Annotated in this window: 32 protein-coding genes; 9 read left to right on the top strand and 23 right to left on the bottom strand. The window is 51.7% G+C overall.

Features of this window, described 5'->3' with window-relative positions; all coding sequences use genetic code 11:
- Position 1: 1 nt before the first annotated feature.
- From ACR8BF_RS03085 to ACR8BF_RS03055, 7 genes are all read right to left on the bottom strand, one after another.
- Entirely contained in the window at positions 2-511 is a 510-nt protein-coding gene (locus ACR8BF_RS03085; protein WP_292987936.1) for a lysozyme, read from the bottom strand.
- On the bottom strand, positions 492-704 hold the full coding sequence (locus ACR8BF_RS03080) for an HP1 family phage holin (RefSeq protein ID WP_060680980.1): 213 nt from the start codon (positions 702-704) through the stop codon (positions 492-494). The genes ACR8BF_RS03085 and ACR8BF_RS03080 overlap by 20 nt, the downstream gene beginning before the upstream one ends.
- A 3-nt stretch (positions 705-707) precedes the next feature.
- Positions 708-911: a tail protein X gene (locus ACR8BF_RS03075; RefSeq protein ID WP_033786650.1), complete on the bottom strand. Its 204-nt coding sequence runs from the start codon at positions 909-911 to the stop codon at positions 708-710.
- Positions 911-1375: a head completion/stabilization protein gene (locus ACR8BF_RS03070; RefSeq protein WP_292987939.1), complete on the bottom strand. Its 465-nt coding sequence runs from the start codon at positions 1373-1375 to the stop codon at positions 911-913. Before ACR8BF_RS03070 ends, ACR8BF_RS03075 begins: the two co-directional genes overlap by 1 nt.
- A gap of 99 nt (positions 1376-1474) precedes the next feature.
- A complete protein-coding gene (gene gpM / locus ACR8BF_RS03065; protein WP_292987941.1) occupies positions 1475-2119 on the bottom strand; it encodes a phage terminase small subunit in 645 nt (214 codons plus the stop codon).
- Between the two features lie 3 nt (positions 2120-2122).
- Positions 2123-3292 carry a phage major capsid protein, P2 family gene (locus tag ACR8BF_RS03060; RefSeq protein ID WP_292987943.1) on the bottom strand — a complete coding sequence of 390 codons (1170 nt, stop codon included), beginning with the start codon at positions 3290-3292 and terminating at the stop codon, positions 2123-2125.
- Positions 3293-3336: 44 nt separating this feature from the next.
- The gene (locus tag ACR8BF_RS03055) at positions 3337-4194 is read right to left on the bottom strand and encodes a GPO family capsid scaffolding protein (protein ID WP_061902065.1); all 858 of its coding nucleotides are present in this window, start codon (positions 4192-4194) and stop codon (positions 3337-3339) included.
- Between the two features lie 142 nt (positions 4195-4336).
- On the opposite strand from ACR8BF_RS03055, the gene ACR8BF_RS03050 reads away from it, so the two are divergent.
- Positions 4337-6103, top strand: a complete 1767-nt coding sequence (locus ACR8BF_RS03050; RefSeq protein ID WP_211727605.1) for a terminase ATPase subunit family protein — start codon at positions 4337-4339, stop codon at positions 6101-6103.
- Positions 6103-7140: a phage portal protein gene (locus tag ACR8BF_RS03045; RefSeq protein WP_292987947.1), complete on the top strand. Its 1038-nt coding sequence runs from the start codon at positions 6103-6105 to the stop codon at positions 7138-7140. Before ACR8BF_RS03050 ends, ACR8BF_RS03045 begins: the two co-directional genes overlap by 1 nt.
- Positions 7141-7236: 96 nt before the next feature.
- On the opposite strand, the gene ACR8BF_RS03040 is transcribed toward ACR8BF_RS03045, so the two are convergent.
- The 8 genes from ACR8BF_RS03040 to ACR8BF_RS03005 form a co-directional block, all read right to left on the bottom strand.
- Complete coding sequence (locus ACR8BF_RS03040) at positions 7237-7845, bottom strand: toll/interleukin-1 receptor domain-containing protein (protein WP_292987949.1); 609 nt, start codon at positions 7843-7845, stop codon at positions 7237-7239.
- On the bottom strand, positions 7846-8238 hold the full coding sequence (locus ACR8BF_RS03035) for a hypothetical protein (RefSeq protein WP_292987951.1): 393 nt from the start codon (positions 8236-8238) through the stop codon (positions 7846-7848).
- 312 nt (positions 8239-8550) lie between these two features.
- Positions 8551-8739, bottom strand: coding sequence for a hypothetical protein (locus ACR8BF_RS03030; protein ID WP_187505866.1), 189 nt, complete (start codon positions 8737-8739; stop codon positions 8551-8553).
- A 107-nt stretch (positions 8740-8846) separates the two neighbouring features.
- The gene (locus ACR8BF_RS03025) at positions 8847-10793 is read right to left on the bottom strand and encodes a replication endonuclease (RefSeq protein WP_434745910.1); all 1947 of its coding nucleotides are present in this window, start codon (positions 10791-10793) and stop codon (positions 8847-8849) included.
- A gap of 160 nt (positions 10794-10953) precedes the next feature.
- Positions 10954-11181 carry a TraR/DksA family transcriptional regulator gene (locus ACR8BF_RS03020; protein ID WP_292987955.1) on the bottom strand — a complete coding sequence of 76 codons (228 nt, stop codon included), beginning with the start codon at positions 11179-11181 and terminating at the stop codon, positions 10954-10956.
- Positions 11181-11408 carry a DUF2732 family protein gene (locus tag ACR8BF_RS03015; RefSeq protein WP_292987957.1) on the bottom strand — a complete coding sequence of 76 codons (228 nt, stop codon included), beginning with the start codon at positions 11406-11408 and terminating at the stop codon, positions 11181-11183. The genes ACR8BF_RS03020 and ACR8BF_RS03015 overlap by 1 nt, the downstream gene beginning before the upstream one ends.
- Before the next feature lie 69 nt (positions 11409-11477).
- Positions 11478-11816 (bottom strand): DUF5347 family protein, encoded by a 339-nt coding sequence (locus tag ACR8BF_RS03010; protein ID WP_292987959.1) that lies wholly within the window; start codon positions 11814-11816, stop codon positions 11478-11480.
- A complete protein-coding gene (locus ACR8BF_RS03005; protein ID WP_292987961.1) occupies positions 11780-11974 on the bottom strand; it encodes a phage filamentation protein Fil family protein in 195 nt (64 codons plus the stop codon). Before ACR8BF_RS03005 ends, ACR8BF_RS03010 begins: the two co-directional genes overlap by 37 nt.
- A gap of 38 nt (positions 11975-12012) precedes the next feature.
- Between ACR8BF_RS03005 and ACR8BF_RS03000 the strand changes: the two genes are divergently transcribed.
- A complete protein-coding gene (locus ACR8BF_RS03000; protein WP_292987963.1) occupies positions 12013-12264 on the top strand; it encodes a hypothetical protein in 252 nt (83 codons plus the stop codon).
- Here the strand turns inward: ACR8BF_RS03000 and ACR8BF_RS02995 are convergent.
- The 3 genes from ACR8BF_RS02995 to ACR8BF_RS02985 are packed head-to-tail and all read right to left on the bottom strand — an operon-like array spanning position 12261 to position 13246.
- Positions 12261-12458: a hypothetical protein gene (locus tag ACR8BF_RS02995; protein ID WP_292987965.1), complete on the bottom strand. Its 198-nt coding sequence runs from the start codon at positions 12456-12458 to the stop codon at positions 12261-12263. The two genes, ACR8BF_RS03000 and ACR8BF_RS02995, sit on opposite strands and share 4 nt — an antisense overlap.
- A gap of 7 nt (positions 12459-12465) precedes the next feature.
- Positions 12466-12975, bottom strand: a complete 510-nt coding sequence (locus ACR8BF_RS02990) for a phage regulatory CII family protein (protein ID WP_292987967.1) — start codon at positions 12973-12975, stop codon at positions 12466-12468.
- 34 nt (positions 12976-13009) lie between these two features.
- On the bottom strand, positions 13010-13246 hold the full coding sequence (locus ACR8BF_RS02985) for a regulator (RefSeq protein ID WP_211728512.1): 237 nt from the start codon (positions 13244-13246) through the stop codon (positions 13010-13012).
- A gap of 89 nt (positions 13247-13335) precedes the next feature.
- Here ACR8BF_RS02985 and ACR8BF_RS02980 point away from each other — a divergent pair, with 89 nt between their 5' ends.
- The 4 genes from ACR8BF_RS02980 to ACR8BF_RS02965 are packed head-to-tail and all read left to right on the top strand — an operon-like array spanning position 13336 to position 15775.
- On the top strand, positions 13336-13941 hold the full coding sequence (locus tag ACR8BF_RS02980; protein ID WP_434745531.1) for a phage repressor protein CI: 606 nt from the start codon (positions 13336-13338) through the stop codon (positions 13939-13941).
- 9 nt (positions 13942-13950) lie between these two features.
- Positions 13951-14967 carry a phage integrase gene (locus ACR8BF_RS02975; RefSeq protein ID WP_292987975.1) on the top strand — a complete coding sequence of 339 codons (1017 nt, stop codon included), beginning with the start codon at positions 13951-13953 and terminating at the stop codon, positions 14965-14967.
- Positions 14968-14999: 32 nt separating this feature from the next.
- Entirely contained in the window at positions 15000-15176 is a 177-nt protein-coding gene (locus ACR8BF_RS02970; RefSeq protein WP_292987977.1) for a hypothetical protein, read from the top strand.
- Positions 15177-15205: 29 nt separating this feature from the next.
- A complete protein-coding gene (locus ACR8BF_RS02965; RefSeq protein WP_434745530.1) occupies positions 15206-15775 on the top strand; it encodes a hypothetical protein in 570 nt (189 codons plus the stop codon).
- Positions 15776-15834: 59 nt separating this feature from the next.
- Here the strand turns inward: ACR8BF_RS02965 and ACR8BF_RS02960 are convergent, their stop codons facing one another.
- Positions 15835-17184, bottom strand: coding sequence for a DUF4145 domain-containing protein (locus tag ACR8BF_RS02960; RefSeq protein ID WP_292987981.1), 1350 nt, complete (start codon positions 17182-17184; stop codon positions 15835-15837).
- Positions 17185-18561: 1377 nt separating this feature from the next.
- On the opposite strand from ACR8BF_RS02960, the gene ddlA reads away from it, so the two are divergent.
- A complete protein-coding gene (gene ddlA / locus ACR8BF_RS02955) occupies positions 18562-19659 on the top strand; it encodes a D-alanine--D-alanine ligase (RefSeq protein WP_434745529.1) in 1098 nt (365 codons plus the stop codon).
- Positions 19660-19684: 25 nt separating this feature from the next.
- On the opposite strand, the gene ACR8BF_RS02950 is transcribed toward ddlA, so the two are convergent.
- The 4 genes from ACR8BF_RS02950 to ACR8BF_RS02935 all read right to left on the bottom strand — a co-directional run bounded on the left by ACR8BF_RS02950 (position 19685) and on the right by ACR8BF_RS02935 (position 24871).
- Positions 19685-21106 carry a GGDEF domain-containing protein gene (locus tag ACR8BF_RS02950; protein WP_292987987.1) on the bottom strand — a complete coding sequence of 474 codons (1422 nt, stop codon included), beginning with the start codon at positions 21104-21106 and terminating at the stop codon, positions 19685-19687.
- A gap of 268 nt (positions 21107-21374) precedes the next feature.
- Positions 21375-22850, bottom strand: coding sequence for a SulP family inorganic anion transporter (locus ACR8BF_RS02945; RefSeq protein ID WP_434745528.1), 1476 nt, complete (start codon positions 22848-22850; stop codon positions 21375-21377).
- Entirely contained in the window at positions 22847-23482 is a 636-nt protein-coding gene (locus ACR8BF_RS02940) for a carbonic anhydrase (RefSeq protein WP_292987991.1), read from the bottom strand. The genes ACR8BF_RS02945 and ACR8BF_RS02940 overlap by 4 nt, the downstream gene beginning before the upstream one ends.
- Before the next feature lie 579 nt (positions 23483-24061).
- Positions 24062-24871, bottom strand: coding sequence for a 5'-nucleotidase, lipoprotein e(P4) family (locus tag ACR8BF_RS02935; RefSeq protein ID WP_434745909.1), 810 nt, complete (start codon positions 24869-24871; stop codon positions 24062-24064).
- Positions 24872-24977: 106 nt separating this feature from the next.
- On the opposite strand from ACR8BF_RS02935, the gene ACR8BF_RS02930 reads away from it, so the two are divergent.
- Positions 24978-25685, top strand: a complete 708-nt coding sequence (locus ACR8BF_RS02930; RefSeq protein WP_434745527.1) for a polyphenol oxidase family protein — start codon at positions 24978-24980, stop codon at positions 25683-25685.
- Positions 25686-25714: the final 29 nt, after the last annotated feature.

Here is a 25714-nt window from a genome sequence, read left to right as displayed (position 1 = left end):
CTCAGACTCCCTTAAGGCACCAGGCCAGTTCACGCCCGCGCCGGTTGTCCAGCCCCTGATTAAATACGCCTTTCACGTACACCCAGCGCGGCAGCTGATAACACGCATCGCGCCATTTACCCTTTTTCAGCAACGCCACCATTGTTGAGCCGCACACGTTGCCGGTCCCGACGTTGAACGCCAGCGACACCAGCGCGTCATAAACCTGCTGCGGCATAGAGACCGCCACGCAGCGCGCCAGTGCCGCCTCAGTGCGTAACACGTTGGTGATGAAATTCCCCGCCGCCTGCCGTTCCGTGATGGATTTACCCGGCACAACGCCGGACGTGTTGCCGATCCCGTCGGTCCACTTTCCCGCGCTGCACTGGTACGGCTGCAGGCGGCAGCCCTCATAGTCGGCAATCAGCCGCAGCCCCTCGACGGAGGTGTGCAGCTGCTGAAAGCCGGGCAGCGTGGCGGCCAGCGCCAGCACCACGCCAACGGCGCAGCGTTTAACGGTTTGCAGATTCATATTCACTCCGCGTAATGCGCCCGCTTGCCAGCAGCTGGTAGGTTTTGTGTTTGTAGTACCAGCTGATAAGCGCCATCAGCAGGCCGATTAACACACCGGCCACGGTGGACATGTCTTTCAGGTCCATGCCGCCCAGCCACGCCATCACCACCGCAATGCACCAGGTTAAAAAGGTGCTGATTTTTTCCCACATGATTCAGTCCCAAAGCTGGACGGCCTGCACGGTGGCCGTCGCTGTCACGTCCGGCAACTCCACCTCCAGCCCGTGCGGTAAGAGGGGGCCGTGCTCCGCCAGCCCCGGATTTGCCTGCAGCACCTGTTCAGTCATGCCCTGCGTGCGCCCGTAGTGACGCCAGCAGAGTGCGTCCACCGTGTCATACTGCTGCGCACGCACTTTCATCAGATAAGCTCCACGGTGCAGTGCGGCATGTCCTGCACGCGGCTGATGGCCCAGCGCGCATCGCGCCAGAGATCGCCGCTGGCATCGCTCAGTTCTTCGCCGCGCTTCACGGCTGAGGCGGTGGCGTCAAAGTCCTGATAGCGCTCGTTCAGTACCGCTCGCGTCCAGCACCACACCGCGTTCATGTAGTGATGCAGGCGCACACTCTCACCGGCCAGCTTCTCAGCCGGAACGTCGGCCAGGCCGTTATGACCGGCCAGCTCCTGCCGCTCACGCCACGGGTAAAGCTCCGCATTAACCTCCGCCATCGCGGTCAGCAGCACCTGACGCAGACGCTCCGGCGTCACGGTGCCATCAACGCGCATGACGCTGCGGAACTTCGCCAGATCAACGTCGGGCCAGAATGAATTGTTGGGGATGATGTCCGGCGTTCCCGTCGCCTTCTGTGGCGCGATAAATTCCATTGCTCTGTTACTCCTGAATAGGTGGGCGGTGGACGGGGTTTTGATGCGGCGCTGCCTGTCGCCACCCCGTGCCGCCCCGCGCGTGGGCACGTCCGGTTATCAGCTGGCGTTACGGATTTTCCGCTCCAGCTGCTCAATGTCTTTTTTAACGCCGCATTTCTCGTCCAGCTGCAGGGCGCGCTTCAGATGGTTCAGCGCGGACGCCGGGCTGCTTTCCGTCAGCACCCAGCCGATGGACTTGTGCAGGCGGGCACGTGACTGATCGGGCATGTCGTGAGCGTCCACCACCTCCAGCGCCTCCAGCAGCAGGGCAGGATCAAAAGGCGTATTTGCCAGAATGGCGGCCTTTGCCGCGTCAGCAATTTCTTCAGCCAGCACCGTCGCCGTGGTGCGGTTTCCCAGCGGCATCGCCCAGCCGTGCTTCAGTGCATGGCGGCCAATCGCCAGCGCACCGGCATAGTCACCGGCGTCAACGCGCCAGAGCATCACGTACATCAGCACGTCGTCCTGCTGCGCGCCGTCAGCACTCAGCACGCCTTCAGCCCAGGCGGCGTACTTCGGCAGCACCTCCACCTTGATTTCGGCCTTACGGACGTTGGACTGAATGCCCTTGAGGCGGCGGCGGTCTTCGTTCAGCTGCAGCAGCATCAGGTCATAACCCTTTGTGCTGCGGCCACTGCCGCCCGACCGGGCGGCCTCCTGAGCCTGAATAAAGCGCGTATGCGCGCGGAAAGGGTTGGTCACGGGTTACGCTCCGGCGCTCGGGTTGGCTCCGGCGGCGGTTGAGTCACCTGCGCCGCTCATGGACTTGACCACGCTGGCCGCCACGGCGGCGATGCGGGCGATTTCCGCTTCGCTCATTTCGCCCGGCTCTTTTTCCGGCTCCTGTTCCAGCAGCTCGATGTTTTCCACCAGGCAGGTGCAGTCGTAGTCCTCGACCACGTAAGCCTCGTTGACCGACTCAAGGTTTTCGATGCGGTCACGCTTCGGGTTGTCGATGATGGAGCGGCGGCGCGTTTCTTCCTGCCAGTAGATGGACAGGTTATCCAGGCGGGTGATCAGCAGCGCATTCGCCGGGAAGTACGGAGCACGGACAGCCTGCAGGCCGCCGATGCGCTTCTGGCTGATGATCAGATCAGCGGCCAGCGCTTCGGTGTTGGGCTGGCTCTGATTGACCAGCGGGAAATACTTATCAGCCAGCAGCTGGCGTCCACAGATCACCACCAGTTCGGTGTCGTCCTGATACTGCACGCCGATTTTTTCCGACACCGCGCCCATCACCACGGCGTCCAGGTTACGGAACAGGCCGCTTTTGCCCACGGTGATTTTGTCCGACACCACCTTGCCGTCGTCACCGATGTGCTGACCCAGCACCTGCGCCGGTTTTTCCTGGCGGATTTTTTCCAGCCAGCCGATGTTCACGTCCTGCAGCAGCGGGTTCTGCACACGGTTGGATGTTTTCTCACGCTTCAGGCCGTTGAAGCCGATCATGATGCGGTCCAGCGCCTGACGCTTCACGATGGCGTCACGGATGCGCACCTGGAAATCGCTGAACTTCGCCCACATGTCCAGCTTTGAATAAGGCAGCGCCGTGTCAAAGTTGGTCTGGGTACATTTGTAGCCGTCGCCGTCGATGTAGGTCGGATCGGTCGGCTCACGCTCTTTCTGGGTGGTATCGGTGGTGCCCGCAATGGTGGTGCCGATCCCAAGCCCCAGCCGTTCGCCGCTCTGCTCACTGACCGGCATGATGTTGATGGCCTGCAGGAACGCGGACGACTCCTGAATTTTGCTTTCCAGCGTCTGCGACACGGACGGCTCAATGGTGAATTTGCTGTTCAGCGCGGACAGGTCAATCTTGTTGATTTCTGCCAGCACCGACATGTAAGCATTCAGCTTAAAACGGGTAGTATTTTTCATTGCTTCGCTTTCTCTGTTCGTTAAAAAGGTTTGCCGCCGCTGTATCAGCAGTCGGTGCGCACTTCGCCGCCGCTGCCGTTACCCTGCGTGCGCGGGCGGACCTGCTGACGGCCATCTTCCCGGCTCAGCTGCTGCTGCAGTTCGGTGAAGTCCGCCTGCAGCTGCTCGCGCTTCAGGACTTCTTCACCCAGCGCACTGCTGAAATGCGATTTCAGGCTGTCGGCCTGTTCGCTCAGCGCCGTTTCAATGCGCGCGCTCAGGTCCTGCTGCTCGGTGGCAATCAGCTCAACGGCCTGATGCACGTCGCTGAAGCGGGCCGCGTCGGTCTGCTGCTGTCTGCTGAACATCGCCTTAATGCGGGTAAAGAGGGCGGGTTTTTCATCTGCCACGTCCTCAAACTCGATCAGAGTTTCTTCAGCGGCAGAGAAAACGTTGTCAGGATGCTGCTTGCGGTTTGCCAGCGGGTTCGCTCCGGCGCTGGCGCTGAACTGCAGCATTTCCGTGCCGAGGCTGGCCGGATCGTCGGTAACGGCCAGGCCAATCAGATAGGCCGCGCCGGTGTCCGCGAACTCCGGGCGGATTTCCATAGAGGTGAAGATTTTCTGCATGGTGCCGGTCAGCGTGACCAGCTCGTCAGTCGGGTTGATCAGGGCATACAGCCCCAGCTTGCCTTTCAGCGGGCCGTCACTGATTTCTTCAGCGTCCAGCGCTTCCACTACGCCAAAGCGGCGAAACGGGCTGTCAGGCGTATAGCCCTTGATGTGCTCCATGTTGATCACGGCGGTGTACAGCTCAGGGCTGTAATTTGCCGCCATCTGTTCAAGCCAGCTGCGCTCGATGGTGCGCCCGTCCGTGGTGGCACCTTCCACCCCGATACGAAAACGCTTTGCTTTCTTTGCCATTGTCCAGGCTCCGGTCAGTAAAACTCTGTGAAGCTCTATGGTTGCGGCGGCAGGGGTATCGAAACAACGCGCGGACGTTGTGCGGGAAACCACACAATGAGGGATGGCGGAAAAGGAAGCGGCGGGGCCGTATTTTGGCTGCATGAACATGACACCCGCCCCCGACGACCTCGATCCCCGCAGGCAGGCTTTACTGCTGTACTTTCAGGGATACCGCATCGCCCGCATTGCTGAAATGCTGGGAGAGAAACCCGCAACCGTTCACAGCTGGAAGAAGCGCGACAGGTGGGGCGACTATGGCCCGCTGGATCAGATGCAACTGACCACTGCCGCACGCTACTGCCAGCTCATCATGAAGGAGCAGAAGGAAGGTAAGGACTTTAAGGAAATCGACCTGCTGGCGCGTCAGTCCGAGCGCCATGCCCGGATCGGCAAATTCAGCAACGGCGGCAATGAAGCGGACCTGAACCCGAACGTGGAGAACCGCAACAAAGGCCCTCGTAAGCCCCCGGAAAAGAACCTGTTCAGCGACGAACAGATTGAGAAGCTGCAGGAGGTTTTCCACGGCTCGATGTTCGGCTATCAGCGCCAGTGGTGGGAGGCCGGAAATAAGTATTCAGTCCGCAACCTGCTGAAGTCGCGCCAGATCGGGGCCACCTTCTTTTTTGCCCGCGAGGCGTTGATCGATGCGCTGACCACCGGGCGTAATCAGATTTTCCTGTCAGCCAGTAAGGCGCAGGCGCACGTATTCAAGCAGTACATCATTGAATTTGCCCGCGAGGTGGACGTAGACCTGAAGGGCGACCCGATGACGCTCAGTAACGGCGCGTGCCTGTATTTCCTGGGCACCAACGCCCGCACCGCGCAGAGCTATCACGGCAATCTGTACCTGGATGAATATTTCTGGATCCCGAAGTTTCAGGAACTGCAGAAAGTGGCGTCCGGCATGGCGCTGCACAAGAAGTGGCGCGAAACCTACTTTTCCACCCCGTCCAGCCTCACACACAGCGCCTATCCGTTCTGGTCCGGTTCGCAGTTCAACAAGGGCCGGGCCAAAGCGGACAGGGTTGATATCGACCTCAGCCATCAGTCACTGGCCGCCGGTCGCCTCTGCGAAGACGGCCAGTTTCGCCAGATTGTCACGGTTGAAGATGCGGTGCGCGGCGGGTGTGACCTGTTTGACCTGGAGCAACTGCGCACGCGCTACAGCCCGGAGGATTACCAGAACCTGCTGATGTGCGTCTTTATGGACGATCTGGCGTCGGTGTTCCAGCTGGCCATGCTGCAGAAGTGCATGGTGGACAGTTGGGAAGTCTGGACCGACTTTGAAGCGCTGGCGCTGCGGCCGTTCGGCTGGAAAGAGGTCTGGATCGGCTATGACCCTGCGAAGGGAACGCAGAACGGCGACAGCGCCGGATGTGTGGTCATGGCACCGCCTGCCGTGCCGGGCGGTAAGTTCCGCATCCTTGAGCGCCACCAGTGGCGCGGGATGGACTTCCGGGCGCAGGCCGATGCCATCAGAACGCTGACGCAGCAGTATAACGTCACCTATATCGGCATCGACTCCACCGGCGTCGGGCTGGGCGTATACGAGAACGTCAAAGCATTTTTCCCGCAGGTGAAGGAGTTTGTCTATAACCCGAACGTTAAAAACGCCCTGGTGCTTAAGGCTTACGACACCATCGCCAGCGGGCGGCTGGAGTTTGACGCCAGCCACCTCGACATCGCGCAGTCATTCATGTCTATCCGCAAGGCCACCACGGCCAGCGGTAACCGTCCGACCTATGAAACCAGCCGCAGCGAGGAAGTCAGCCACGGCGATTTAGCCTGGGCGACCATGCACGCGCTGGCAAACGAGCCGCTGCAGGGACAGGCGGCACACACGCAGAACATTGTGGAGATTTATTAATGAGCAAACGCAGGAACCGCACCCGCACCCAGCCCGTGCCGCAGCCGGATAACATGACCAGCGGGGCAGCGTCGGAGGCGTTTACCTTTGGCGACCCGATTCCGGTGCTGGACCGCCGCGAACTGCTGGACTACGTGGAGTGCGTTATCAATGATCGCTGGTATGAACCGCCGGTAAGCGTTGACGGGCTGGCGCGCACGTTCCGGGCCGCAGTGCATCACAGCTCACCCATCAGCGTTAAGTGCAACATTCTGGCGAGTACCTTTATCCCGCACCCGCTGCTGAGTCAGCAGGCGTTCAGCCGCTTTGCGCTGGATTACCTGATTTTCGGCAATGCCTACCTGGAGAAGCGGACCAGCCGCCTCGGTAACACGCTGAAGCTGGAGCCGTCGCTGGCAAAGTTCACCCGGCGCGGCCTTGACCTGGAGACGTACTGGTATGCGCACTATGGCATTAACACCGAGCCGTATGAGTTTGAGAAGGGCAGTGTCTTCCACCTGATGGAGCCGGACATCAATCAGGAGATTTACGGCCTGCCGGGCTACCTGTCTGCCATCCCGTCGGCGCTGCTAAACGAATCGGCTACGCTGTTCCGCCGCAAGTATTACCTTAACGGCAGCCATGCGGGTTTCATCATGTACATGACCGACCCGGCGCAGAGCCAGCAGGACGTGGACAATATCCGCGGTGCCATGAAAAGCGCAAAGGGCCCTGGCAACTTCCGCAACCTGTTTATGTACAGCCCGAACGGGAAAAAGGACGGCATTCAGATCATTCCGCTGTCTGAGGTGGCGGCAAAGGATGAATTCCTGAACATCAAAAACGTGAGCCGCGACGACATGCTGGCCGTGCATCGCGTTCCACCGCAGCTGATGGGGATTATGCCGAATAATGTTGGGGGATTTGGTGACATTGAGAAGGCCAGTAAAGTGTTTGTGCGTAATGAACTTATGCCGTTGCAGAGGCGATTTGAAGAGCTAAACCACTATTTAAATGAAGAAGTAATTAAGTTCAGAAGTTATGACCTTAATGTTTGATTAGCTTAAACACAAACATCAAACGCTTCTAAAAAAATAATGCACATAGCCATTTTAAAAGTGGCCATGTGCAAATCAACAACAATAAAAACACAATCACTTACTTTTTAATTTATTCAATGATTCTGCTAGCTTATCAATTAGCTTATCATCTTCATATCTGATAAACATTACACTTTGCAAGCTTGGCGGTAACGTTCCACCTTCCATTAAGACTGGTAATATTGGTATAAACCTATCGTCCTTTACGCTTCGATTTTTTAATAAGTAATCTATTTCTTTTTCTCCAAATTCAGAAAATCCTGATGAAGATGCAAAAAGAATAGCCGCAAAACTATCATCTAAAACTGATTGTATTTTTTTATTAATTATTTGGCCCGGCAGTAAATCCTCAGCACTAAACCAAATTTCAAATCCTAATTCTTTAAGTTTATGTGCTACTGGTGAAACTTTATCTAAATCATTAGGTGAATAAACAAGGAAAACCTTATTTATCTTATTTAGCCTCAACTTTCTTTTTTCCCGTATTTTGAAAACAACCAAAACAGCCAACCCAACATAACTTAATGAGAATGCAAATATATAATTTAATGTCTTTTCATCTTGCCCATTTAAAAAATCGAAAAAATATGGCATAAAAGCAACTATAGCACCAAATAATACACACAGAAAAGAACCTATATAGATAATTTTATTAAGTTTCATTTAAACACCTTTTACCCATATAACAAAGCAAGCGAACATAAAAATTCCGATTAGATTCCCCGCGACTGTCAACCTTAAAAACTGGCCTGTGACGTTGCCGGTCCTATTTTCCCAGTCCTGATGCAAAGCCACCAGAACCAATAAAATCACTAACGAAAAAAGCACAAAACCAGCATTAATTGAAAAAAGCTGTAGGAGGTTATCTTTTAATGAGCTTATTTTACCTTTAGCGGCATTAGCCAAATCATATAAATTTAATAATGCAGCACCAAGTGCAGTTAAAGTAAGCTCACTACCAAAATAAAAATCCTTTCTCGTCCATGAAGTACTTCTTACCAGTTTTTTTATTATTGCGCCGCACAGGATCAATAACAGAGGGATACCGATCGCCACAAAGTATTTACTTGTAAAAAATATCAAAATACACCCCATTCGTGACGACAATATTTGTCATTATTTTTTATGTTGCCTATTTTCCAATTCTAGTGCTTCTTAAACGTTTTGGCTACTGCCAGCAATTTGTAGCGCGCGCTCGTAGCCCCGCCACGCCTGCGCGCTTTATGCAGCGGTTTTCATGCAGGTGCATGACATATACAAAGGCCCGCCAATACTGGCGGGCCTGAGCATCAGAGATCCTTTTGGGATCATGCGATTTCATGCAGCATGGTCATGCACTCACGGCTCGCAGTTATGTTGGGCCTTTTTTCATTCAGCCTGGTTCATCGAAAGGCTGTATTCATGCTTTCGCAGACGCGCCATTAACTCATCTGTGAGTTCGGAAACCCACTCAATTGCCATGCGTTTTTCTTGATCACTACAATCACTGACAGCAACAAGTTTTAAAAAGAAATCAATACGCTGAAGCTTCACCGACTCCAAAAGATAGTCCTGCATGTTCCCTCCTCTGCCTACAACTACTGTTTATGCATACAGTATAGAAAATCCAACCGGAATTGAAACTATTTTTATGTATCAATGGGATTGATCTGAACCTTGTCAGATCAGTATGGTTCTTCCTGTAGTCTGCCGTTCCGGTAGAAAAGCCGCATTCCAGCACCTGCATTGAGGCTACAGCCCTTAAGCAACAGCTCAATTTCATATTCATCACTGTTAAACCTCCGGGCTTTTAGTTCCAGCTCTAACAGTCGACGCTGCTGCCCCGTACAGTTATTGACAGAACTCCAAGGGGCGGCGATGCCGCCAAAAAAACCAGCCTCCGCTGGCGCTTCGGCCAATTTAGCGACCTTTTCCCATTTGACCAGGCGCGTCATGACTTCTGAATCCGGCACCATTGGCGAATAGATACCCTGCACCCGCTGAACATCTTCGCCGTACTCATTGCCCATTTCCGTAAGTTCGTAGCAAAGACGGATCACTAAATCCTCACGCGCTACTAATGGCCCGCCCTGCGCCATCGTATAGGACGCCCAACAGCTGGCAACAGAAGCTGACGCCAGCACCGCATCCATCTGCTTATCTGGCAAACGTGTATCCCCCATACGACGTAGCTCACGCCAGACAGTCACAGGCGCACCGCCAATCTGCTGAAACTGACGAATACGCCAGCGTGAAGCCCATGCTGAAACGGCCTTAGCCATGTCGCGCATATTTGCGCCGGTTTCATCATCTTTCTCACCTTCCATCGCGTAACCGTCGATATTTTTTGAAATGTATTTGGCGATATAGCCTGTAGCACTGCCCTTCTCAGGGTCGATTGGCTCAGCATGAAATCGTGCTTTCCGTGCCTGCGGCGAGGTCAGTTCCCCGGAATCCTCTTTGTAAGCCTGATCACGCATGATTTGCTGAACCCGCTGGACGTTTTCAGGACGCATAAACAGCAGCATGTGCCAGTGCGGCGTGCCGTCGTGGTGAGGTTCAACAACGCGAAAACCGAAGACATGAATATCTTCACGGGACAGTGCCGCGCGGATCCGCGCCCATACGCGGCAGAGATAACGTTGGGTGTCACGCGGGCTAGAGCCGTTCCACTGAGAAACAAAGCCGCCCTGGCTATAAGCTGCGTGATAACGTGATGGTGCAGTGATTGTATAAAACTCACCTACGCACCCTGTCTCGTTGGCGACATCTTCGAACCCGCGCATTCGGGTCATCAGTTCGCGGCGGCGTATTGCCGGATTTGACACGCTGCGGTTGACCATTTCATCCAGCGCAATTCGGTCCCCCTCCTGATTGATGAGATCAAAACGTTTGAAGAATTCGCGGTTACGTTTTTTCTGCTCAATCCATTCGGCCAGCGTGCTGCGGGAAACGTAAGGTGATGCGGCTTTCTGTACCTGCCCTACCGCAATGGCCATGTGTTCACGCTGTAAATCGCGCATCTGCTTCAGGCGGCCACGCCACCATTCAGGCGCCATCATGCGAAGCAGACCGGATTGAGCTTTGCGCAGAGGCAGTTCACATTTAGCGGAACAGAACTCTGCCCAGTAAGGTGGCTGCGTCCCTGTCAGCGCAGCAAGTTCAGCGATGTAACGGTACCCGGTGAGCGTCACAGCCAGTTCGTCCGCCTCATGTGGCATGGAGACCTTATCAACGAACTCAACCAGACTTTGTGACAGGAAGGAGGCCACCTTATAAGCCAGATCGCGAATATCCTGGCGGTCCAGCGTCGGAAGGCGATCAAGCTGTCTGATAAAGGGCAACTCAAACTGCGCCGCATCGTTCAACCGGTAGCGACTGCGTACGAGCTGCAGACGTGGCAATACGCTCTGGCCGATGGTCTGGCGCAGAAACGCATTGGCTCGTCGACGGCCATGCTTTCCTGAAAGGATTTTTTGATAGCGGTCAGCGAAGTACCCGGCCAGGTAGTCTGGCATGTCATGCAGGTACTGGCTGCGCCAGCTGTGGTCGTCGGGATTGACGTTCCACAGCTTCAGCTCAGCCAGGGTCATGTCACGCGGCATTCTGATGCCATAATTCTCACGCTGCATTTTCAGGGCAGCGTGATAGGCACCATTAAACTCAACAGCGTTTACGGCAATATCGGTCACAGTGAAGCCATATGCTCAAAGACGACAATGGTCTGCATGGCGCACTTACCTTCTTCGGCAGCAAGGCCGGACTTACTGCCTGCCCACCTCAGGATGGTGCTCATAACGCCACCCCTTTGTAGTGCAAGCTTTTCAGCTCACTGATCTGTTTGCAGGTCACGCAGAGGGAAACGCCCGGCAGTGCGCGGCGGCGCTGCTCCGGGATTTCTTCGCCGCACGTGAGGCAGAAAAATTCACTCGCCCCCGCAGGACGATGAGTAGCGTTAGCCAGATTGCGCGCCAGCTCTTCCTGCACGCGCTGCTGTACCAGATCCATTGAGTCGGCCATCAGTGCATCTCCTGTGCCTGGTTCTCAAAGCGCTCAGCCTCTTTATCCAGCAGTTCGATAATTTCTGCTGCAGACATTTCCTTCTGGCGAGCATGAATTGCCATTGCGGCCAGACGGATAGAAACAGACAACGCATCATCAGAACGCTGCTCAGTTTTTGCCTTGATCAGCAGGGCATTAAGCGCGTCGTCGTCAGCTTTAAAATTACGGGTTTGGATATTTCGCATTTCTCTTTCTCCTGAATTCGGGCAAAAGAATACCCGGCGGGTTTACGCCATTTAATTCCGCTAGGTTAATTAATTAGGTAACGTCAGATTCTTTGGGAATAAACTCACGACTGCGCGAAGGTGATTCATTGCACTAATCAGCGCCGTTTTTTCGTCACTCGTCAGTTCACTGAAATCAACGCTGTGACGTTCTTTGCTGATATTAGCCAGGAAGAAAATTGCGCTCAGTGCGCGGCCATTCTGTTCAGACTGGTGATCGCGCTTATTCCGCATGTCTGCGATAAAGCGTTTAAGTTCGTGGCTGCAATCGCCGTACATCATGGTGCGAAGCGCAGAGATATGGTTAAGCGCACTAGCGCGCTGTCCTGCATTCATCTGAACAGTGACACTTTCAACCTTGTAACCCATGGTTCTTTCCTCTTACCGGTTAATCTTGCCAGCAGTTCGGCCTGTGATATTGCCGGATGCCAGCGCTGGCCTGTTTTAGTTTCAATCCAGCCATGCCCTAAAGCTTGTAACTGCTGTGGTGGTGACTGTTGTTTCAAAAATCTTACAAAAACCTGCATAATCCTCACTCCATTATCTATTACGACATGAGGTGCAAATGCTGAATGAGAAAGAAATAGAACGCTTCGAACTCCTGGAGAAAAACCTTCAGCAACTCCGCTCCGAAGTTGAAATTCAAAATATGGTTATTTCAGGACTTCTTAACGCTTACTTCACTAATAAAAAACATGATCACTCTCTTTTCTACTCTGCCGTTCGCAGTGAGTTAAACAAACTTACGCCCGGCTCTGACAACCAGCACATTTTCATGAACGCTATTGAAAAATGGGTTAACAGGTACAACAATTAAATATATGTAAGAGGTGATACTTTATTACGTATCACTTCTTTGACTTCTTCACCGCGAAACCTCGTACCATCTTTTAGAGTAAAGAAATAACTGCCATCACCTGAAATGGATGGAAAGCACAACGCAACATCCGAATCTTTAACCTCTGCGCGCTTACCTTGTAAATTAAATTGGTAGGTCAATACTTTGATCATAATTACCTCACACCATCCCGATTGATGCACCGATACCACTTAACACATCAGCAGTACCCGAAAGTGCAGGGTTAGAATGCACTCGTGCCTGAACCGCCAGTGCTGCCAGAGTCAGGCAGCGGATCCCTGCGTGTACGTTCTGAACCAGACCACGGCGGCAGGATGCTGTTAATTGCTCCTGGCTCACTACGCCCGCAGCTAACAGCCCTACTTCGGCAGTGGCTTTCAGTACATAAGCAGGTAGATTCTCCTGCGCCATTTCGTTAACAGGTACGCATGGCAGGCAATGCAGCTGCGCCAGCGCGCCGTCAATCAGCGTTGCGTCTTCGGTCAGATCGGTCAGTAGCAGCATTTCACGAACGGTTAACTGGTGAACCTGTTCCGGATTGAGTTTGTTACGGATGGTCTGTGGATTCAGCCCGGCTTTATTAGCCAGCTGAATGATGTTGTGCGTCAGTGCAAATGCCCGGCACGCATCATCGAAATGGCTATGTGTGGAGACTCGAAAATCAAACATGATAATTCCCTTCTGCTATCCCAATATGGATGCATCAAGCCTGCATTGTGATTTCACAGCCAGCGGCCGCTTCAATCGTCAATGCAACCATGTTGATCTCGATGAGACCGTTAACGCCTTCTTTCTTCCTGATGGGCAGGCGGTTCTCGCGGTACATCTGGCGTACGGTGCCTTCCTTGTAACCAGTGCGGCGGCAGAACTCTTCTACGGTAATGTAGGGTTCCGAAATCACGAGATTGATTGATGGGCGCATTGAAAGTTTACGGGTCATGATGCACTATCCTCTGTTGAGTTTTAGCCAACTCTATTCATCACTATTAAACACGTCTTGATACGACGAGTGAATATTAGGATCACAAATTGGAAAGGTCAACGAAAGATTTTACGAGTCGTAAAGCACCAGCTTTACCAGTGGGTGGCAAAGATCCCATTGAACGTATCGTTCAGGCATATGGTTTTTCATCGCGACAAGCACTTTGCCGCCATTTGAATGTGTCTCAAAGTACTATGGCTAACCGCATAATGCGTGGGAACTTTCCTGCTGACTGGGTTCTGATTTGCTCTATGGAAACCGGTACTTCGTTAGAGTGGCTGACATATGGCCGCGGGGATTCAAACATCACAAACCAAGATGCTTCATCAACTAAAATCCAATTTAAAAAAATCACAAATGGGAAATTTTCATCATCTGATTGGGTTGAATATGATGCGCAACTCTTGCCCAGTGATATTAAAGCCCCGTTATTAGTCCATTTTGAGAAGCAGAACTACCTGGTTGATATGACTGTCGCAGAGATCACAGATGGTCTGTGGCTCATCGAGATCGATAAGCTCATCAGCGTTAAGGAGCTATATCGTTTTCCTGGAGGACGTATTCGCGTTGAGAACGGAAAAGCCTCATTCGAATGCAAAGCAGATGACATAAAGGTATTGGGGAAAGTCGTTGCCCGCACTGAGTATCTATAAAGGCACAGCATGGCGATCAGTAAATTACCCAACGGGAAATGGCAGGCACAAGTTTTCCCAAACGGCCGCGACGGCAAAAGGATTCGCCGCCAGTTCGTCACTAAAGGTGAAGCGCAATCTTTTGAGAAGTTCGTAAAAGAGCAAGCTCAAGATAAGCCCTGGCTAGGAGAGAAAGCAGATAAGCGGCGGGTAATAGAGCTGGTTGAATTGTGGTTCAACACGCATGGCATTACCTTGGCGGATGGTGAGAAGCGGCGAACCACAATGGCGTTCGCCTGCGAGGCAATGGGAAACCCACTCGCAACCGAGTTCAACGCGAAAATTTTTGCGTCTTATCGCGAGCAGCGTTTAAGCGGGAAGATCACCCGCTCCAGCCGAGTGAAGACGGTTACGCCGCGCACTGTTAATTTAGAGCTGGCATATTTCAGGGCGATGTTTAACGAACTACGCCGGTTAGATGAATGGACCGCACCCAATCCGTTAGAGAACGTGCGAGAGTTTAAAATCAGTGAATCGGAGATGGCCTATCTCACCATTGAGGAAATCAGAACCCTCCTCGCCGAGTGTGAGAACAGCCGATCTAAAGATCTGACGACCATTGTGAAAATTTGCCTGGCAACAGGAGCACGATGGAGTGAAGCCGAAGGCTTGAAGGGCAATCAAATCCGCGCCGGTCAAATCATCTACGTTAAAACTAAAGGTAAGAAAAACCGCGCGGTGCCGATAACTGAAAAGTTACAAGCTGAACTGCCATCGAGCAGGAAATCGCAGTTGCTCTTTAAACCATGCTATTCAGCTTTTAGAAAGGCTATGCAACGTGCTGGCATCGAAACACCAGCTGGACAACTGACGCATGTCTTAAGACATACCTTCGCTTCTCATTTCATGATGAACGGCGGCAACATTCTCGTGCTTCAGCGAATTTTGGGACATACGGATATCAAAGTGACTATGCGTTATGCACATTTTGCTCCAGAACATTTATATGAAGCTAAGAATCTGAATCCACTAATTAACATTATTTAAAGTTTAATTCTCTCAAAAATCAGGATTGTTACATGTCAAAGTTAGATGTCTGGTCAACAAGAATTGCGAATTTTTCACAAATAGGAGTTCTAGCACTAGCAGCCTTTGGTTATTTTTATACCGTACTTCCTGTTTATCAGAAATCACTACTTGATGAAGAAATAGCAAAAAAGACTCTTGAACTTGAAAAAAAGACAAAAAGCTCTTAGAACTTAACGAAACTTTGAATGAAAAAACGATGGAACTAAGTCAGCTTTCGAAGGACGTCAACCAAGCAAAGGACGAAGCTCTCACAGCTAAATCAAATCTTAAAATAGTACAAGGTAAATTCTCCGAACAATACTCAGAATTAAGAGTACACCTACTATCACAATTTACATCACTGTCTTACTCCGAATGTTATAAATCACTGTCTAGCGCCAACAATATATCACAGTGCTTTAATAAAATAGCTGAATCGTACAACCTACGAGAGCTCAACATCAAAGATAAAGTTAACCTTAAGAAAAACATCAAAAAGGAAAGCCCTAAGTTATTTATAGATTACTCTAATAAAAAAGAGACGCATGATTATACATTAAATAAAATAAATGACAGAATCACACTTGCCAACCAAAAGTGTGAATCCAAAAAAGCAACTGATGATCACAAGGATAGATTTAAAAAAATAAATATTGACTACGAATGCAAAACTAAAATAAGCGAATTAGAAAATGAATCTTTGAAAGTAAAAATGGAATTAATTTTCGCGAAACAACGGTTAATGTCAGATTATTTAAACTCAATAATACAGCAAACTTTAAATTAAATAGACCTTAATTTTCGAACAGAGAGCGTTAACCACGCTCTCTGTTTTTGCCGCATAAATTAAAAATAACTCCCCTCAAAATCTTCTGCTTTACCAATTGATGGCCTGATTCTTTCAATCACCTGCTGGCAATTATCATTATTATCTTTCAAAGCTTTAATTGCCTTTTCCTTAATCCTTGGAATATTATTAAACTTCCCTTTCATCATCCCTTCAGCCCCAAACGCTCCCCAGTCGCCTGCTGTACAAATGTGAATTATAAGTTCAAAACAATTTAAATCATCCATTAAAATTGAGATATCACCATCATATGAGCTTGCACTCTGTGCAAAAGAGTTTGCCTCGGAGAAAGTCGAAGAGCCTGCCTGGTCAAAAATTGATTGTATAACTTTATCTTTAGCCCATTCATGCCCTTTAACATGTTTCATTAATACCGGGCTTAATTTGTATGTCTCAAAAACTTCGGCAAGGCTAGACTTAAAGCATCTGTCAATGACCATCGCATCTAAACCAATAATACTATTAGCAATTTGGACAGGGTGCCTTAAGTATGTATGTTGATCAGAGGGTTTTGTAACTGAAATAGTGTCCTCAAACATTTTGTTCAATCTCAAATAAACAATTTCATCTATATTTTTGAGTAGATTACCATTGGTTGAAATACACTCCATCAAGCATTGCCTTTTACTTTCATCAGTACTACATTCAATTAAAAGTTGCTTTTTTATCTGCTCAAGGACATCATCATTTAGAGGTTTAATGGATAAACCCAAGAGATATCTTTTCGCATTTAATTTTATTTGTTCATTTGCATTGTCGAGTGACTCGATTAGTTTTTTTAGGAGATATGAATACCCATCATGATGCAGGTTTTTAACACCTTCATTTACTACTGTAGCATGATCTTGAATGTTTGACGTCGGGAATAAATATGAGTTAGTCAACTTAGATAGGATTTGGTCGGCAACCTGAGTTGTTGATAAAACTGGCTTAGATAGAAATCTATGTATAGTTTCAGAATAAACGTATCGAGCTTCTTCAGCAGTGGGCTTATGGCCTGAAGGATGTGCTGCTTTATTTCTGAGCGTTCTTAGTACTGAAAGGAAATCCGCATCAATTTCTGTAATTATTTTTTCAGCTTTCAACTTATTAAGCAAATCACTTTCATAAACTTTTTGCTCATCTCTTTTTTTAGAGATTTCTATAAAAATTGCTCTAGCTACTCTATTTGTTGTAGCCATCCCGTCTAACTTTTTGAATAGATCTTCAAAAATAGCAATAAATGAAAGTACGACACATGCTCGATGTGCTCCGGTCATATAGCAAGTTAATGCTTCCCGCATGTATTCTTTCAACTCAACATCAACTATATCACTAATAAGTTCTTCCATATCCCTAAGGCTTGACATAATTACTCCTTTGATTTAATTACAATTTTGACTAATATACCTAAATACGAATTAGTAAAATACTAATATCGGCAAATTTTAACCGGATTTTAATGTTTTTTTTGACTGTCAACGAAATTATACCGTCAATCATCTACATTTTGGTTGGATTAAAATGGCAGCAAAGTGGCAGCAGAGCGCAACGCTATATGCCACTTTTCATCACTATTCGGTCTAAAGAAAACCTAATAATCAGTAAGTTACTGATTTCACTCGTTTCGAATTGGGACTCATAATCGCTTGGTCGCTGGTTCAAGCCCAGCAGGGGCCACCAAATTTATCATATGAAAACATATGCTTAAGCCGCTCATTGAAGCGGTTTTTTTGTATCTGGCTTTTCGAGAGGCGGTAATATGGCGATGCATTTTCACTGCCATGGGAAATCCTCAACTGATTATCCTGAGCAGCCCGAATCAAGGCCGTGAATAGTCGTCCCTTCTGCCAGCCTTTATCCTCAATGACAGGGCCGGCGCCACACAGCAGAATCGGTAGACGGTTTCAAAGAATCCATGACGCATCAATAATGGCTGAGGCCGGGAACAGCGACCCGGCTTCTCACCTGTAACTAACCCTAAACGCCTCTCATTAATCCAGCTCATTAAATGTTAGCTTCATGTTAAAGTCATTGGCATTGCCTGACCTGAAGACGAGAGCAACATAACCATGCATCCGATTTTCGAAATACTCTCAGAGTTATTTAGCGTGTGGCCTGCCACGTCAGGGAAGCAAAAAGAGAGAAAGCCAGTCAGGGATAGAAGAAAGGTCTCACGTCTTGACTACAAACCTTTATGCAAGATAACGACCGACCCAAAAAGAAATGATGTACCGCATAAAGATGAGAGCAACTGAGAAAACGTACTCTTCTTCCTATCTGCTGGTGTGAACACAAGCGAGGCAGGCAGAAGTCATCTTCCCCCACTGATCGTTGCACCTCAGCTCACAGTTTTCATCTTTTCAAGCGGCCTCGCGAATCGTCAGTCATTGTCCTGAATGTGGCGTCATCGCCACATTCAGGACACTATCCCGAAAGCGCCCACGACATCGTACTGAGCGAGGTGCGACAACGGGTTGCACTATCCTCCAGCCCTACCCGGCGGTATCCCGCATTGCCCTCTGCCCGATCGTCAGATTTAGTCATCTCTCATCCTTTCTGATCTGCAACCGCTCTTCCTCCAAAGTAATCCCTGGGACCTGTCTACACCGTATGGAGAAAAGGTGGCTGCGATTAAAACAGCCTGACGACGCAATTCCTGTCGCCAGCATTTAGATTTCAGGTAATTTAACCCGCGCAAACCCCATGCTATCTTGTGGTTTTGATTTTTTCAGTGGGCAAAACAGATGACAAAGTTGCGGGTAGGGATCGTGTTTGGCGGGAAATCGGCTGAGCATGAGGTGTCGTTGCAGTCGGCCAAAAATATCCTTGAGGCGATCGACAAGACCAGGTTTGACGTGGTGTTGCTGGGCATCGACAAACAGGGACACTGGCGTCTTAATGATGCGTCTAACTTCTTACTTAACGCTGAAAATCCGGCGCTGATCGCCCTGAATCATGCCGCTGAAGATGTGGCGCTGGTGCCGGGTACGACGCAGCAGCAGATCATCACCCGCCACAACGCCCATCCGCTGTCGCAGATCGACGTCATTTTCCCTATCGTGCACGGTACGCTGGGTGAAGATGGTTCCCTGCAGGGCCTGTTGCGTATGGCCTCGTTACCTTTTGTCGGTTCTGACGTGCTGGGCTCTGCGGTCAGCATGGACAAAGATTTCACCAAACGCCTGTTACGTGATGCCGGGCTTAATGTCGCGCCATGGCTGAGCGTCACTCAGGGCCAGCGCGCACAGCTGGACGCAGAGGCAGTCATTGCCCGCTTTGGTCTTCCACTGTTTATCAAACCCGCCAACCAGGGATCATCAGTTGGCGTCAGCAAAGTGGATAGCATTGAAGAGTTTGATGCTGCGCTGGCGCTGGCCTTTTCTTTCGACCGCAAAGTGCTGATTGAGCAAGGTATCAAAGGCCGGGAGATCGAGTGTGCGGTGCTGGGCAACGATGCGCCGGAAGCCAGCCCCTGCGGCGAAGTGGTGGTGCATGACGCCTTCTACTCGTATGACACCAAATATATCTCTGAGAGCGGTGCGCAGACGGTGGTCCCGGCGGCCATCGCACAGGAAACCAGTGATGCAATTCGTGACGTTGCCATCAAAGTCTTCTCCGCGCTGGAGTGCTTTGGCATGGCGCGCGTGGATGTATTCCTGACGGACGATGGTGAGATTATCGTCAATGAAGTGAATACCCTGCCTGGTTTCACCAATATCAGCATGTACCCGAAACTCTGGCAGGCGGCCGGACTGAGCTATCAGGATCTGATCACTCGTCTGATTGACCTGGCGATTGAACGCCACCAGCAGGCCAGCACCCTGAAAAGTAGCGTCAGCTGACCGAACCGAATCCGGTGACGTGGCGCTATGCCACGTCGCTGGTAATGCCGCGATAGTTAACCGGCGAAGTCTGATTACGGCCATTGCGCTTCGACAGATAAAGGTTTTTATCCGCCGCAGAGATCAGCCGGTTAATCACGCGGTGCCATTCCGTCGCCTCATCGGCACTGCCATGGGCCAGCCCCAGGCTGACGGTTACCGTGGCGGTACTGCCCTGCAGCCAGAACTTCTCTTTCGCCATCTTTTGTCGGATGCTTTCGGCAAGGAAATAGAGCTTTTCGGGGTTCTGATCGAACAGCACGACGACAAACTCCTCTCCGCCAAAGCGACAGATGCGCCCCGCCTTACCCACTACACGCTGTATCCGGCGGCCAATCTCTTCCAGTACGCTGTCACCCGCATCGTGACCAAAATTGTCATTAATCGCTTTGAAGTAGTCGACATCCAGCAGGATCACGCCCACCTTGCGATCCGGGAAAATAGGCTCCGCACGCAGGCTTTCATATAAGCCGGAACGTGACAGCAGGCGGGTCAGGAAATCGTAGTTCGCGCGCAGCGCCAGCCGCTGATTAAGCTGGCGGATTGCATCCATGCTCGCGGCAACAATCAGTGGGCTGATTGCGATGGTCGCCACGCCCAGCCGCGCTGAGGTCAGATGGCTGATCGGCAGCAGTGTGTCATCGCCCCGAATATTCATCACTCCATGGGAGACCAGAATGATCTCAGCAATACCGGCCAGCAGAATCACCAGGCTGGTCAGTGGCATCGGCAACACGACGGCGCACCACACCAGCGCCGGAACCGGAAACGTCAGGCTGCCCGCAACGCCCATCATCGTCCCGATCATCATCGAAAGGATCACGGCAATAACCGGTGCCAGCTTACGCATCTGTAAAAACTGGCGGGGTGACAGAGACGACCAGTCACGCGTCAGCAAAAACGGCAGCACCATCAGCCCGGTGGAGAATTGTTCACTGAACCACTCCCCCCACGCCGTCGCCAGTCCGGCCGTGAAATCAGCCTGCTGAGCCAGTGCGCCCCAGCTGGCACAGGCCAGCGCGGCCAGCAAACAGGCCGGGAAAATACGCAGCACATTGGTAATACGCTCGCTGCCGGAGTCGTGCTGAAGATGCTTTACCAGCAGCGTCACCGCCACCAGCACAAACAGAAGATTCGCCAGGTTGAGGGTAAAGGCAGAGAGCGTCCAGCCCGAAAAAACAGTGTCGTTAAACACCATCGCAGCAAAAACGGCCAGGTAATAGCGGGTTCGATGCAGAAAGGGATTCCGGACGATGACGCCAGTAACGATCGCGTTGACCGGCCAGAACAGCGACAGCTCCTGAGGGATGCGCAGGTGTCCGCCGATAAAGCTAAATAGCAACGTAACTAAAAACAGCGAAAATACGTTCTTCTTAGCGTCGTGCTCTTCAAACAGCTGTATGCGCATACATCCGGACCTTGTCGCAGAGAGGCTGGCTGTCCACGTCAGCCCGGTCAGGCGCGTGGTGTCAGAATGATTAAATCCTGGATACTCTCACCGTCATCTGGCAATCAAACCCCCTTCATGGGCTGACTCAGGGAAGTGAGCCTGAAAAGGTTAACGCCATCAGATGACAGTAAAAATTGGGGACTTATTATGCCTCGCAAATAAAAAAATCGGATATCCGAGATATCCGATTTTTGCCTTTCTGACGACTTTACCGTTGCGTTTAACGCTATTTTACCGCAACCGGCCACTGGCTCAGACGAATACCGCGTTTGTCTGCGTTATCGCCAAAATCTTTCAGCACCGCTTTGACATCGGGATCGATATATTCTGCATTGTCGTTATCGACGATGACCACACTGTTCTCCGGGATCTCATCCAGCAATCCCTGTAACTTTGGATTGTGCATAAACGTCAGGTTCTGCTGAAAGCGCAGCACGTAGTGGTCGTCGTAGCGGGTAAGCTGCAACGCGTTGCGATGACTCTTGTAGATGCTGTAGAGGATCTGGGTGGCGATGCCGATGCCAATACCGACCAGCATACCCAGCGTGATAATCCCAACGATGGTGGCCAGAAACGGCACGTACTGCTGTGCGCCCATCCGGAACTGCTCAACGAACAGTCGCGGTGTCGCCAGTTTATAACCGGTATAGAGCAGCACGGCAGCGAGGCTGGCCAGCGGAATGGCATTCAGCATCTCACTGAACCACATGCCGCAAATCAGCAAAAGCACACCGTGAATGAAGATCGACAGTTTGGTCTGTGCGCCCGCACTGACGTTGACTGAACTGCGCACAATCACCGCCGTTATCGGCATCGCGCCAAGAAAACCGGCCGCCAGGTTACCGATACCCTGCGCGAACATCTCTTTATTGGGCGACGGCGCGGGCGTCTGAGGACGCAGTTTTTTCAGCGCCTCCTGACTCAGCAGGGTCTCCAGACTGGCGACCAGTGCGAGCGTTACCGCAACGACCCAGACCTGTGGATTCTGCCAGGCCATCCAGTCGGGCGTTTCCAGCTCCGCCATCAGCGCGGAGACGCTGTCAAAAGCGGGCAGCGAAATACGCGCCAGGCCCTGGGTCATCTCAGGGAAGAGTCGCCCTCCTGCCACTGTCGCCAGGCAGCCGATCAGCACGGCAATCAGCGGGCCGGGGATCCAGGCCAGCGCTTTGATGCGTTTCACCGGCGCGGTGGTCCAGAGACATAAAATGGCTAATCCAACACCCGCTACCAGGATTGCGGGCAGCGAGAAGGTCATCTCGCCGGTCACCAGTGACACCAGCTCCGCATCGCCAGCGGCACCCAGCGCCACCGGGATCTGCTGCATGATGAGCAGCAAACCGATCGCCGCCAGCATGCCTTTAATGACGCTGCCCGGCACCAGCGAAATAAACCGTCCCGCGCGCAGCAGGCCAAACAGACATTGCAGTGCGCCGGCGATAATCAGGGCGGTGAGAAAAGCCGGGAAGCTGCCTAGCGACGCCATTGAGGCGACGACGATGGTAACCAGGCCCGCCGCCGGGCCGCTGACGGCAAACCGGGATGGGCTCAGCGAGGTGACCACCAGGCCGCCAATGACACCGGTCAGCAGACCGGCAAATGGCGGTAGCCCGCTGGCCTGGGCGATGCCAAGACAAAGCGGTAAGGCGACCAGAAACACCACCAGACCCGCCGGGATGTCGCGGCGCAGGGTATCGAGGTTCATAATGAAGGTTCCTCTGCAGATTGATGAATCAGCTCTTTGAGATGGCCGGTGCGCAGGTCATAAACACAACCAAACACCTCCAGTTCCTGGCCCGATTGCCAGATTTGCCGGACCGGTTCAGATTTCACCAGTCTGGCGAATTGCGCCTTAACGTTGGCCTCAACCAGCCGGTCGAGCTGTTCACCCGGCGCGGCGTCTGAGGCGGGACTTTCTGCCAGCCCCTGCTGAATATCATTTCGCAGCGTCTGAATGCGTCTCGCCAGCGCGCTTTCCTGTCCGTCCAGCACGCTGCCCGGCAGGTTTTGTGCGGCTTCCACGCCGCCGCAGCCATAGTGGCCGCTCAGTACAATGCGTTTCACGCCGAGAAAGAAGAGCGCGTATTGCAGCACGCTCAGTAAATTGTCGTCGTCCTCAATCACCATATTGGCGATATTACGATGCACAAAGAGTTCGCCAGGATGGGAGCCGGTTAATACCTCAGCCGGAACGCGACTATCAGAACACCCAATCCAGAGTGAGTGTGGCTTTTGCTGATGAAGGAATTTTTTAAAATAATCCGGATTACGCTGGCGGCGCTGTAATGCCCAACTGCGATTTTTCGCTAATAAGGGTTTAAGTGTCGTCACAATCATCTTCTCTCTACTACCGGGATGTCGCATCCTGGCTAACCACAAAGTGTATCGGCTCATAAATAAAGCGTGAGCCGCCAGGTAAATAAGAACTGAGTCACAGAAAAAGGTTATAGACGCTAACTAATTTCAATGCACGAGTAATATTTCACAGCATTTTCACATCACGCTTTTTGTCAATTCACCGTCAGTAAGAGTCAGAGCTACGTAAATTTTATTAAGCAGGAAAGATCGGTGCCAGCAGGCAGGAAGTGTTAATAAACCAGTAAAATCAATTAAATGGAAAAATAACAATAATTAACTAAAGTTATTGCTGACAAATAAATACACGCAATAGGTGAAGGGATATTCACTGCCATACCAACCGGCGTGCTTTTTACCAGGAATCCTCTTAATTAAAAAATTAACCATTAGCACAATCAACCGGCTTAACTGGTTTAAGCCAGTCAGATATTCCTGTATTGAGTTAAGAAGGGAGCAAGAGATAATTAATTTAATTTGCAGGAAAATAGTGACGGAGGTAAGTAAATAAGGGCCAGTTATAAACAGAGCCTGAACGAGCAGGCTCTTTTTCTTGACGAATTATTTACCGTTCCAGCTTTGCAGGCGTGATTCACGTACCGACAGCTGCTGTTCCGGGGTCAGTTTATTGTAGTTTTCCGCCATTCCGCTCTCCCAGTCGCCGTAGAGTGGGTTCGGCAGCACGATGAACTGCGTCCCAAACTGCTGATGGTTGAGATTAACAAAATCACGACGCGTCTGATTCCCTTTATGCCAGGTCGCCCCACCGAAATCGTTCAGGTTATCACCGACATAGAGCACCACGTTATAGCCCGCATTTTTGATAGCATCGAAACGCGCCTGTTTGTTGGAGCTGTTGGTATTCAGACGTACCGTTTTGTCACTGACGCTGGGGAAGCCGAGCTGCTCCATATTGGCGACCGTGGCAGCGTAATCTTTCTGATCGCGGTTCGACACGTAGAACAGCGTGCCGCCATTTTCTGTGACATGACGTGCGAACTCAACCGCGCCCGGCACCGCTTTCGCCTGACGCGCCTGCGTCCAGGCTGACCAGGTTTTGCTGCTGAACGGCTGGCCATTCTTCGCCTGCCATGCGCTGTAGGCACTGTTATCCAGCATGGTTTCATCCAGATCGACAATCACCGCTTTGGGTTTGCCGGTCAGCGAGGGTGCCTGATCAAATGCCATGCGCGCAGTATTAAACGCCTGCCAGGTCAGCGCCTGATATTCGCCAGACTGCTGGAACCAGTTTAAAGCCAGCACCGATTGCTGGCCGAGCTGCTGTTGCGCGGTCTGATGTGAAGACGAGGCGCAGCCGGTAAGCAGCAGCGCGACCAGTCCGGATGCAGCAAGTTTTGCGGAGGTTTTCATCATTTCATCCTTAAGGTGAGAAAGGTCTGAGGAGAAGCTTCAAAAATGTAGCAGTTAACGTAAGCTGTGGGCAGCCCAACGCACGCTGTTATAACAGGAGATTCTTATGGCCGTGATCCCCCGCTCGTCGTTGCTCGATTCGCTGGAGTGGCTCGATTACGCGTTTCAGCCAGCGGGTGCGCCGCCTCCCGCCGATGCCGCCTATGGACATCAGCGCCACAGCGCAACCGTGGTCACCGATAGTGAGAACATTCCGCCCAAAAGCTGTGAGTCCGATGGCGTGATCGGCAGCGGGACGCGGCCTGTGGCGGTCTACACCGCCGATTGCCTGCCGGTGCTGTTCGCCGACCGCCAACAGCGGATCGTGGCGGCGGTGCATGCCGGACTTAAGGGCACGCTGGCGGGTGTGCTGACCCGCGCCGTGGAAAAACTGGGCGAGCAAGGCTGCAACCCGCAGGACCTGGTCGTGGCGATCGGCCCGGCGATGGGCCCCTGCTGCTATGAGCTGGCCAAACCGCAGCTGGCGGAGATTGCACAGAACCCGGCGTTTGCCACCGGGCTGCGCTGGCACCGGAACCAGCCGGTAAATTCACAAGCACAACGTCCACAGGCCGCTGCCCATCAGCAGGGTGTCTGGTTCGATCTGCCCGCACTGGCGATACAGTTGCTGGTCAACGCGGGCGTGCCGGCCGCGCAGATCGATAACGTCAATGTCTGCACCTACTGCATGGCCGAGAGCGGTTCCAGCTACCGCTTTAATACCCACCATGGCAGCGGATATCGATCGCGCTATTCCTGGATCCGGCGGCGTTAGCGGTTCAGCGTCAGGAACATCACAAGCCC

Source organism: Candidatus Pantoea rara, assembly GCF_051136265.1.
In the GTDB taxonomy this organism is placed as follows: domain Bacteria; phylum Pseudomonadota; class Gammaproteobacteria; order Enterobacterales; family Enterobacteriaceae; genus Pantoea; species Pantoea rara.
The sequence above is the reverse complement of the archived record's forward strand: the minus strand, read 5'-3'. Positions and strand labels throughout refer to the sequence as shown.